The sequence below is a fragment of the Microcystis sp. M_QC_C_20170808_M9Col genome, assembly GCF_007095495.1.
Taxonomy (GTDB): domain Bacteria; phylum Cyanobacteriota; class Cyanobacteriia; order Cyanobacteriales; family Microcystaceae; genus Microcystis; species Microcystis aeruginosa.
Genome location: NZ_SFBZ01000183.1, coordinates 1 through 10155, shown reverse-complemented (window position 1 = coordinate 10155; position 10155 = coordinate 1). Strand labels below are relative to the sequence as shown.

Annotated in this window: 7 protein-coding genes; 4 read left to right on the top strand and 3 right to left on the bottom strand. The window is 44.9% G+C overall.

Going from position 1 to position 10155, the window contains the following annotated elements; all coding sequences use genetic code 11:
• Nucleotides 1–411 precede the first annotated feature (411 nt).
• From EWV68_RS10925 to EWV68_RS10915, 3 genes are all read right to left on the bottom strand, one after another.
• Nucleotides 412–1128, bottom strand: coding sequence for a discoidin domain-containing protein (locus EWV68_RS10925; protein ID WP_287169780.1), 717 nt, complete (start codon nucleotides 1126–1128; stop codon nucleotides 412–414).
• Nucleotides 1129–1369: 241 nt separating this feature from the next.
• A complete protein-coding gene (locus tag EWV68_RS10920; RefSeq protein WP_287169778.1) occupies nucleotides 1370–2779 on the bottom strand; it encodes a hypothetical protein in 1410 nt (469 codons plus the stop codon).
• Nucleotides 2780–3068: 289 nt separating this feature from the next.
• Nucleotides 3069–4010 carry a glycosyltransferase family 2 protein gene (locus tag EWV68_RS10915; protein WP_002758132.1) on the bottom strand — a complete coding sequence of 314 codons (942 nt, stop codon included), beginning with the start codon at nucleotides 4008–4010 and terminating at the stop codon, nucleotides 3069–3071.
• Between the two features lie 354 nt (nucleotides 4011–4364).
• On the opposite strand from EWV68_RS10915, the gene glmM reads away from it, so the two are divergent.
• From glmM to hpsO, 4 genes are all read left to right on the top strand, one after another.
• Nucleotides 4365–5804 carry a phosphoglucosamine mutase gene (glmM, locus tag EWV68_RS10910; RefSeq protein WP_287169777.1) on the top strand — a complete coding sequence of 480 codons (1440 nt, stop codon included), beginning with the start codon at nucleotides 4365–4367 and terminating at the stop codon, nucleotides 5802–5804.
• 57 nt (nucleotides 5805–5861) lie between these two features.
• Nucleotides 5862–7589, top strand: coding sequence for a hormogonium polysaccharide biosynthesis protein HpsL (gene hpsL / locus EWV68_RS10905; RefSeq protein WP_287169775.1), 1728 nt, complete (start codon nucleotides 5862–5864; stop codon nucleotides 7587–7589).
• Nucleotides 7590–7713: 124 nt separating this feature from the next.
• Nucleotides 7714–8709, top strand: a complete 996-nt coding sequence (gene hpsN / locus EWV68_RS10900) for a hormogonium polysaccharide biosynthesis glycosyltransferase HpsN (protein WP_287169774.1) — start codon at nucleotides 7714–7716, stop codon at nucleotides 8707–8709.
• The gene (gene hpsO, locus EWV68_RS10895) at nucleotides 8706–9875 is read left to right on the top strand and encodes a hormogonium polysaccharide biosynthesis glycosyltransferase HpsO (protein ID WP_287169772.1); all 1170 of its coding nucleotides are present in this window, start codon (nucleotides 8706–8708) and stop codon (nucleotides 9873–9875) included. The genes hpsN and hpsO overlap by 4 nt, the downstream gene beginning before the upstream one ends.
• The last annotated feature ends 280 nt before the right edge of the window (nucleotides 9876–10155 follow it).

Below are 10155 nucleotides of genomic sequence, written 5' to 3'. Positions count from 1 at the left end.
TTAGGGATTTTTTCCCTGAAAATTAGGTAATTGACCACCTGAAAATGGGTAAAACCCCACACCCCACACCCCACACCCCACACCCTGCCCCCACGAAAAACTTTTTCAGCAGCCCCTATCTAAAGAGTGAACTACTCTCAAGGTCGTTGAGAGCTTCCTGCTTCAATGGGATGCGCTTTCTACCTCGAAAGATAGCCAGTCTTACCTTCCCGACCCCGGCATCCGTCCTAGTTCCTAAGACCCATACTTTCCCTGGCAACACGACCCGCCGAAGCTCGGTTATCGCTTCAGGAATAGTGGTCAGGATCTGTTTATCGGAGCATCGGTTTTTGAGAATTGTCTATAGGTTCGGCATTCATCCCATCGCTAAAAGCGAGGGACTTCTAGCGAGGGAATTATGCTGACACTAAGTTAAATTCTTTTTCCCAAACTAACGCCCGCTAAACCAAAGGCTAACAGAGCAAGCAAGGAAGAAGGTTCGGGGATTTTGGTTCCTGCAAACTGAATCTCTGAGAAGCCAATGCGATTGTTTGCGCTGGGGTCAGTGAACCCTCCAAAGTTACTCAGATTAGTAAATCTAACATTAGTCGCAGCGACTGAGGCAAAACTGAACTGCTGTGGGGTCTGACTTCTATCTGGGGAACTAGCGGGACCAAAAGTTCCTTGAGCAAACATACTGGGAGCGCCACTCAGGGTACTCCAAGTTGTTCCACCGTTGTTGGAGTATTGAATCGTCACATTTTTAATTCCCTGACTGGTAAGCTCGGCACTACTACCGCCAAGGTTCCAGAAAGTAAACTTAGATAGATTATAGCTACCATTGAGATTAAAAGTGATAGTACCTGAGGAAATTGTGCTGCCCGGCGGCGTGTTAGTTAAAACATTTGACCGCCAAGAATTACCAGTCTGCGACTCCCCGTGAACTCCCGTAAGACTCGGATTGTTACCGGGCAGCCCCTTGCCGTTGACGGTATCGTTTATATCCCATAGTGGCATAGACTGAGTTGATATGGTCGTTGAGGCAGTGACTCCAGGAATTAGAGTAGCAGCTTGGGCGTTTTGTGCCACACCCCACATTAAGCCGAAAGTGGCAGTGGATAAAACAAGGGTTTTGATAGTGAGTTTCACGGGAATATCTCCTTACTTAAAGGCTAGGTACAGTCAAAAGGATACAACGTATCCTCCTATATCATATTTGTTTTTTTGCCAATGTCCACTACTTTTGATGTAGATTTTTTTACTATTCTATGGTATGGGAATCGGGGGACAAGGGGAAAACGCCCATCTGGTGGCGCAGTTAGGAAAGTCAGAAGCCAGAAATCGGGTGGGGAAGAAATTCTGTCTTCTGCCTTCATAGCGGGCAATCTGCCTACTGATGAGATTCTAGCCTCGTGGTTTTGCTATTGTCCCCATCCGAGAATAAATCATCGCCAAATAGATCATCAAGGGGCAGTTCTTCGTCAGAAGGTAAGGATTCTAGATTAGCCATTTCTTCATTATCCAACATACTGAAGAAATCTAGTTCTTCTTGGTCACTCGCAACAGAAGCAACATTTTGGCGGTTAGATGCAACTGTAGGGGTTTCTTCCGCAAAATAATCGAATAATTCGGGGTTATTGCTGTCAGAGGTATCAGCAAATAAGTCATCGAGAAAATTTTGGTTATCAGCGAATTTTTCGGCATCGGGGGCTAATAAATCAGAGAAACTGGTGTCACTGCTAACGGTTTCTTGAATCTGACCGTAATTACCCGATAATTCTTCTAGGCTACCGATAGTTCTCGTTTCTTCCTCTAATGTTAAACTGTTGAGAAATTCTATCTCAGCAGCGGACATCTCCCAGTCAGAGATTGCTGGTTCTGCCATGACGGGAAAATCTTCGCTCCCAGTCATTTCTGGAGAAACTAAGGTTTCTTCTGGGCTGTTTAAACCGTCAAATGTCTCCTCGAAAACTGGTGTTTCTAGGGACATTTCGGGGGCAAATTCTGGTGGCAATCCTAGGGTTTCTTCGGTGATAAAACCATCAAAAGGATTCATCTCACTGCTGAATTCTGATTCGGAAACCGGCGTTTCTAGGGGCGTTTCAGTGGCAAATTCTGGTGGCAATCCTAGGGTTTCTTCGGTGATAAAACCATCAAAAGGATTTATTTCTTCGGCACTGGGGCTATCGGGGAAATCATCCCAGGGTTCGACGATTTCAGTGGTTCGATCATCCACTACCGTTTGGCGGGCGTTTTGTAATTCTAACAGTTGGCTTTGATAACCCTGTTCTAGTTGTTGAATTTGCGACTGATAGCCCTTTTCTAATTCTAGAATCTGATCCTGTTGACTTTGACGCAGGGCTTCCATTTCCCCTTGCTTCCCGTCTATGATCTCTTGTATTTGACTTTGATAGCTTTGGCGCAATTCCTCGATTTTAGCTTCGTATTCCTCTTGAAGTGGCTGAATTTGGGTTTTATCGGCGACTTCCACGGCTTGAGCGGGAGTTGCGCTGGCTATCTCTTGCAAACGTCCTTGGCTATCTTCTAATTCTTTTTGCAATTTAGCCACTTCTTCTCTATAGGTGGCTTCGATATTGCGAATCCGTTCTTCGGAGAGAGCGAGTTGTTTTAACTGTCCTTTGCTGTCTTTTAACTCCTCTTCGGCTTTACCTAAAGCCGCCTGAATTTTGTCATATTTCTGTAGTGCTTCCCTGATTTTTCCCTCTTGCAGGGCATATAAAGCCCCACCCCCGATCGCACCTCCACCGACAAAACCGATTAAAATATCGAAGATATTCATTATGGGATTCCTCCTCTAGGAAAATTTACTTTATAATATGCCCAATCTCAGAGGATAATTCACAAGGGGCAAATGTGGTCAGTGTTTTCCGCCGCTCTTTATGCTGATTGCTTTTGATTGTGGCAGCAATTATCAGAAAAAGAAAGCAAATATTCAGTTTTTTATCGGCAAATGTTTACCTTTAGGGCAGTTATCTCGATGGTGAGGTACAAAGTCTCTGGTTTTAGGGCGGGGTTAGTGACACCTCGTCTTTGTAAGAAACGCTTTCATCGGTGTTCGCCAAGACATTTCACTGAAGCTGCATTTCCCGATAAGCTTGATAAACGCCGCGCACGTTGTACCAATTGAGAAAAATGCGGGCAATTTCTAGGGCTAATTGCGGTTTACCTCGATCGATCAACCATTGTAACAGAGGGGAGAGGCTGCGTTCATTCAGGGTTCCCCCCAGGGAAAGTAAACCCCACAACAGTCGATGAATCCAAGTCATTTGAATCATCATCCGCACTTCCCAGGTGGGATGTTTTTGATAAAAAAGCACTCCCATTCGTCCTCGTTGAATTTCCTTATCGATGAGATTGGGAATTTGAGCGAGATTAAAGGGGGGATGCCAATGATAACCGACGGCTTCAGGACATTTAATTAATTTTAGTCCTAATTGCTTCAATCTCACCCCTAATTCCAAATCTTCCCAACCGTAGAGTTGAAACTGGGTATCAAATAATCCCGCCGCTAATAACCATTTTTTAGCGATCGCCACGTTGCCCGTGGCAAAATAGGCGGCGGAGAAATCGGTGATTTTATAGGGTTCACTGGTGGGATGCTCGAAGTTACAGGTATTAATGACACTGCCGTAGGTAAATAAGCGATCGCTGCCGAGACTTGCTGCCCCGGCGGTTAAAGCGTCGGCGTGGGCTTGCAAAAAATTTTCTGTCACTACCAGATCGCTATCGATAAAAATAATCGTATCACCACGAGCTTTTTCTACCCCCAGATTCCTAGCGAGCGCCGGTCCGCCGTGATCCTGTTGCCACAGTTGCAGATGGGGTAAATTGCCTTTGTGACTTTCTAGCCAAGCGATCGTCGCATCGGTAGAGCCATCATCGACAAGGACTATTTCGTAGTTTTCCACCTTATTATCGGTTAAACGCTGATTTTCTAGGGCTAGTAAACATTTTTTTAAAATTGCTTGGCGATTGTAGGTAGGGATGACAACACTGATCAGCACGGGCATTCGGGGGTCAAGATTACCGTTTTAGCTTACCAAATAACCTCGGTTCCTTGATTAGACCTCCTGCAAAAACCAACAATCTTCGTTCAGGATTCAGGAGACAGGATTGAGGAGACAGGATTGAGGAGACTATTTTTATTTATTCTCCCCACCTCCCCCCGCAACGCGCACGAAGTGGTCTCCCCATCTCCCCACACCCTACACCCTACACCCCACACCCTACACCCCACACCCTACACCCTACACCCTATGTAAGGAACCCCGGAAAGAGAATTAAGGTCAACTGGGAACATTGATTTTAAAAAATCGGTGATCATGTTATCCTCTGATTGTGTCGTGTGAGGAATGTAATCGGCCATGGTAGCTTCTCTATCTTATCAAAATGGGCAAAAAGCTCGATCGCATCCCCTGTTATCCTTAGCGGGTTTAATCGAATTACCGCCATCTCCCCTGTTTGGCACGGACGGAATTCGCAGCCAAGTGGGAGAATTATTAACTGCCCCCCTAGCGCTACAAATCGGATTTTGGGCAGGACAGGTATTAAAAAATCAAGCTGGTGTCACCAAACCAGTAATTATCGGTCAAGATTCCCGTAATTCCAGTGATATGTTAGCCAATGCTATCACTGCGGGTTTAACTTGGGCGGGAATAGAAGTCTGGCAACTGGGATTATGTCCCACTCCCTGCGTCGCCTATTTAACCAGAGAAAGCGAAGCGATGGGGGGGATCATGATTTCTGCCAGTCATAATCCTCCTGAAGATAACGGCATTAAATTTTTTGACAGCAGCGGTTTAAAATTATCTGGCACTTTAGCGGCACAGATAGAAGCGGGTTTAAGAGGCAATTTAGAATTAGCAGATAAACCGGAAAATTGGGGAAAAGCGACTTTTTGTCCCGAATTAATCCAAAAATATTATCAAGCTGTCATTGATTCCGTCGGGAGGGATATTAACCTATCGGGATTAAAAATAGTTTTAGATCTAGCTTGGGGGGCAGCCGTTAACCTAGCACCTTTAGTATTCCAAGCTTTGGGGGCGGAAGTTATCTGCCTACACGATCGAGCCGACGGCGATCGCATTAACGTTAATTGTGGTTCTACCCATTTAGAAAGCTTACAGGCGGCGGTGATTAATCAGCAAGCGGATTTAGGGTTTGCCTTCGATGGCGATGCCGATCGAGTCCTGGCCGTGGATAGTCAAGGTAGAGTAGTAGATGGCGATTATATCCTCTATTTTTGGGGTCGTTCCCTCTTAGAAGCCGGACAGCTACCCGATGGGTTATTAGTAGCCACGGTGATGGCTAATTTAGGTTTTGAACGCGCTTGGCAAAAACTGGGGGGTCAATTCTTGCGGACTGCCGTGGGCGATCAGCACGTTCAGGCGCAAATGTGGGAAACTGGAGCCATGCTAGGGGGTGAACAATCCGGTCATATCCTCTGCCATCATTACGGGGTTTCTGGGGATGGAATGCAAACCGCCCTACATTTAGCGGCTTTAGTGCAGAAATCGGCAGTTTCCTTGGCTAACTTAGTCGATCATAGCTTTGTCACCTATCCGCAGATTTTACGCAATGTGCGGGTGGAAGATAGAGAAGTGCGACGTAATTGGCAGCAATGTGAACCTTTGCGGCGAGAAATACTCAAAGCTGAGACAGCTATGGCAGAAAAAGGCAGAATTTTGGTGCGCGCTTCCGGGACAGAACCCTTAATTCGGGTGATGGTGGAAGCAGAAACCCTAGAATTAGCCAATTTTTGGACAGAAAGGCTAGTGGAAGCGGTGCGAAGCTATCTTTTGTAGTCGATCGAGGGGGACAGGGATTATAATGCCCTTAGCCTAGCCTAGCAAGGGATAATTATGACCGGACTAAGTATCGATCGCCAGAAAAAAAAGCATAAACAGGGCCAAACAAAAGCTGATAGTCCCCCGCTTAACATCAAAGAGAAACTTGCCCTCAAAAAAGAAGAAAGGCAAAAGAAACAAAAATTAACGGGGTTAATTGTTTTTGCTATTTGTGTAGCAATTTTGCTCGGATTACCCCTCAGCTTATTATTTGATGCCAACATAGGAGCTGCAGTAAGTTTAGCCTTAATTTTAGGAGTTTTCTCCTTTAGCTATCCTCGCATGGCTCTTTGGGCATTTATTATCTATGTCCCCTTCACTGGCAGTATTATCTATTGGTTGGGAGGTAGTCCCATCCTGCAGCTTAGTAAAGATATCTTTTATCTACCCGCTTTAATCGCCTTAGTTTTAGAATGTCGAAAAAAGCAATTACCGATTATTGTCCCCAAACAATTAGGTACAACCCTATTATTAATCTTTGTTTTCTGTGTAGTTTGTCTATTAGCTGTCAATTTACAGAGACAATTTCTGCCTACTTGTGCATCTGTAGAAGGACTGAGAGTTTTCAGCAACGGCTTTTTGTTTCGGGTTCCCTGTCGGGAAAGTGAGCCTTTTCTGCAAGGAATATTAGGATTTAAAGTTTTGCTGGGTTATGTCCCCTTGATCTTCTGCACTTATTACTTAATCAAAGACAAACCGACCCTATTATTTTTTAGTCGTCTTTTAGTGACTTTAGCGATTATTTGTTGTGTCCTAGGACTAATGCAATACTGGATGCTGAAAACCGGTCGTTGTGTAGGAACTAGAGGCTTTGTAGCTGATGCACTATTCAAAGCCCACTTAGATGCAAGGTGTTTGGTTGGTGGGGCATTAGTGTATAGTCCGGAAGTGAATATGATCCGCCTACCGGGTACCTTTGTTTCCCCTTGGCACTGGGCTTGGTTTTTGGTCTCTAGTGCCGTAATTTGTTATGCCAGTGCCTTTAGTGAAACTTCCCAAAAATGGCGACTAGCAGCCCTAGTAGGTTTAACCCTAGTTTTTATTAATGCAGTGGTCTCCGGGCAAAGATTAGCTTTCTTTGCTGTGCCGATGATTGTTGGTCTGCTGACGATTCTTACGGGACAAATCGCTAACTTAAAACGATTTTTGCCGATCATTTTTGCCGCCACTTTACTTCTAGCTATCGGTTTTTCTTTTCTTAACCCCGATTTTGTCCAACAACGCTACGATAGCGCCATCAGCCGTTGGCAACAGGCTCCCCCCACCGCTTTTCTTCAAGAACAGTTGGATTTTGCTATCCGTAATCAGGGCGGTATTTTAGGTCGTGGACTTGGTGTGGCCACGGCTTCTGCTAGGGTTTTCGGTGATATTTCCTTTGTGGAAACCTATCACACTAAAGTTTTATTTGAGTTGGGATACATTGGTTTTGCCTTGTACATGATATTCATGACCCATCTAGTTTATCTGGCCTTCCGCACCTATCGTTCCCTCAAAGATCCGACTCTGCGAGGTTTTGCCGGTAGTTATTGGGTTTTGCTGCTCTTTGTTGCCTATCTTCCCTATTGGTATGCCCTCGATACAGATCCTGTGGGCGTTTATTACTGGATATTTGCGGGCGTAATTTTTAAATTACCCGTGATTGAAAAACAGGAAAAAGAAGCCAAAATTCTGGCGGGGGAAACCGCCACAAAATCCTCCAAAAAGGGCTTAAATTTTAAACGCAAAGGTGTTTCTTTAGCTTGAAATGTGGGTGTTGGGTTTTAGGGTGTTGGGGTTTTAGGGTTTTAGTGGAAATTCCCCCATTCCCCCATTTCCCCACTCCCCCACTCCCCCACTCCCCCACTCCCCCATTCCCCCATTCCCTGCTATGAATTTTCCCTCGATTTCTGTCATCATACCCACCTATCGACGCGAAGAGCCTCTTAAAGATACCCTCGATGACCTACTCAAACAAGATTATCCCGATTTTGAGGTATTAGTTATCGACCAGACCGCTACCCACAGCCCCGCCATACAATCCTATCTGGAAAATCTGGCTAATCAGCACAACATTAGCTGGTATCGGCTGGATTGGGCGAGTTTACCCGGTGCGAGAAATTATGGAGTCCGTCGCGCCCAAGGCGATATCGTTCTTTTTATCGATGATGATGTGCGGCTACCGGATAATTATCTCAAAGCACATAGTGAGAATTTTGTCAAGAACCCTAAGATAGGTGTAGTGGCCGGTCGGGTATTCGATCGCATGAAATTGGGTGACTCCCAAAAAATGGCGACAGATACCGGCAAACCCTACGAAATCGACTTTTTACCCCCCCAAGCCATGGATCCGGGCATTGCTTGGTATTACATCGATCTTGTCCACACCACTAAACCCCAGCAGGTAATCTCGGCCCGGGGCTGTAATATGTCTTTCCGGAAGGATATATTTACGAAATACGGCATTTGGTTCGATGAACGCTTTCGTGGCAGTGCCGTGCGCGAGGAATCGGATTTTTGCTTAAGGTTACGCCAGACTCCCTATCATGTCTGGTACGATCCCACCGCTTATCTGGTTCATTTAGGGGAAGAAACTGGCGGCTGTCATGATATTAGCACTCGTTCTTTGAGTTATCAGACGACTTTTTATCATAATCACTTTCTGATGGCCCTGAAAAATCTCACTCCCGCTCAACAATTGCGACTCTACGCTAAATTATTTGATTGTCACGTTCTTGGCAATCCTCCCTGTAATAAAGGTGGTTCCCCGATTAAAATCCTTTCTAGGGGAATTTTTTATAGTTTAGGTTTTCTCGATGCTCTGAAAACTCAAGTAAAGTCCCTCTGGAATGATGGCCAAATTTATACAAAACTAGATAATCTATGAAAATTTTAGTCGCTAGTCATACATATATAGTTGATCTCAACTGTGAGAAACTGCGCGCCCTGACAAGATTAAATCCCAATATTGAAGTTACTATTGTTGTTCCCCAACGTTGGCAACCGGGAGGAGTCCAAAATAAAATCATTGAAAGTCAAGCGAAAATAGCCGACAATTTCCGAGTCATTCCTATATCTAATTTTAGCCAGAATAACCAAGCTTTATTAACTTTTGGCACTGATATAATTTCTTTATTGCAAAAAATTAGACCCGATATTATTCAAGTGGAACAGGGTTCTAAATCTCTCGCTTATGCTCAATTTATTACTCTGAATCGTCTCTTAAATCTCCGGGCTAAAAATGTATTTTTTACCTGGTGGAATCTTCCCTATACTCCTAAATTTCCCATCTCTTGGTTAGAAGCTTATAACCTGAAAAATACCGATGGTTTAATCGCTGGTAATCAAGATGGGGTAGATGTTTTAAAAGAACGGGGTTACAGGGGTAAATACACCGTTTTACCGCAATTAGGAGTGGATGAAGTCCTTTTTTCCCCTGGCAAGCAACCCGATTTAGCCCGATCTTTAGGCATTGAAACCGATGAATTCGTGATTGGTTTTATCGGTCGTTTTGTGGAAGAGAAAGGCATTATAACGCTGATTAAAGCTGTAGCTAAATTAACAGGTAAGTGGAAATTATTACTGTTAGGTCGGGGCATCCTCAAAGATAAAATAGTCAGCGAAGCTACAGCCGCAGGAATAAGCGATCGCTTGATGATAGTGGAAAGTGTTCCCCACGATCAAGTAGTTAATTATATTAACCTGATGAACACTTTAGTTTTGCCTTCAGAAATCACCTATCAGGTCAAAACCTTAACGGCCGTCGGTTGGAAAGAACAATTCGGTCATGTCTTAATTGAAGCTATGGCCTGTCAGGTTCCTGTTATTGGTTCTGATTCGGGAGAAATCCCCTTTGTTATTGCTGATACGGGTTTAATTTTTCCCGAAAAAGATGGGGAGGCACTGGCTAAATCTATACAAACTCTCTTAGATAATCCCAGCTTCGCTCAAGAATTAGGCCAGAGGGGTTATCAGAGGGTAATGACCAATTATACTAATAAAGCCCTCGCTCAAAAACAATTGGATTTCTATCAACAATTACTCCCTCGGTGATGGGAAGTGGGGTGTGGGGTGTGGGGTGTGGGGTGTGGGGTGTGGGGTGTGGGGTGTGGGGTGTGGGGTGTGGGGTGATGGGGTGATGGGGTGTGGGGAGAGTAAAGCTGTCTCCTGTCTCCTGTCTCCTGTCTCCTGACTCCTGACTCCTATCTCCCACTTACTTAGGGGCTGCTGAAAAAGTTTTTCGTGGGGGCAGGGTGTGGGGTGTGGGGTGTGGGGTGTGGGGTTTTACCCATTTTCAGGTGGTCAATTACCTAATTTTCAGGGAAAAAATCCC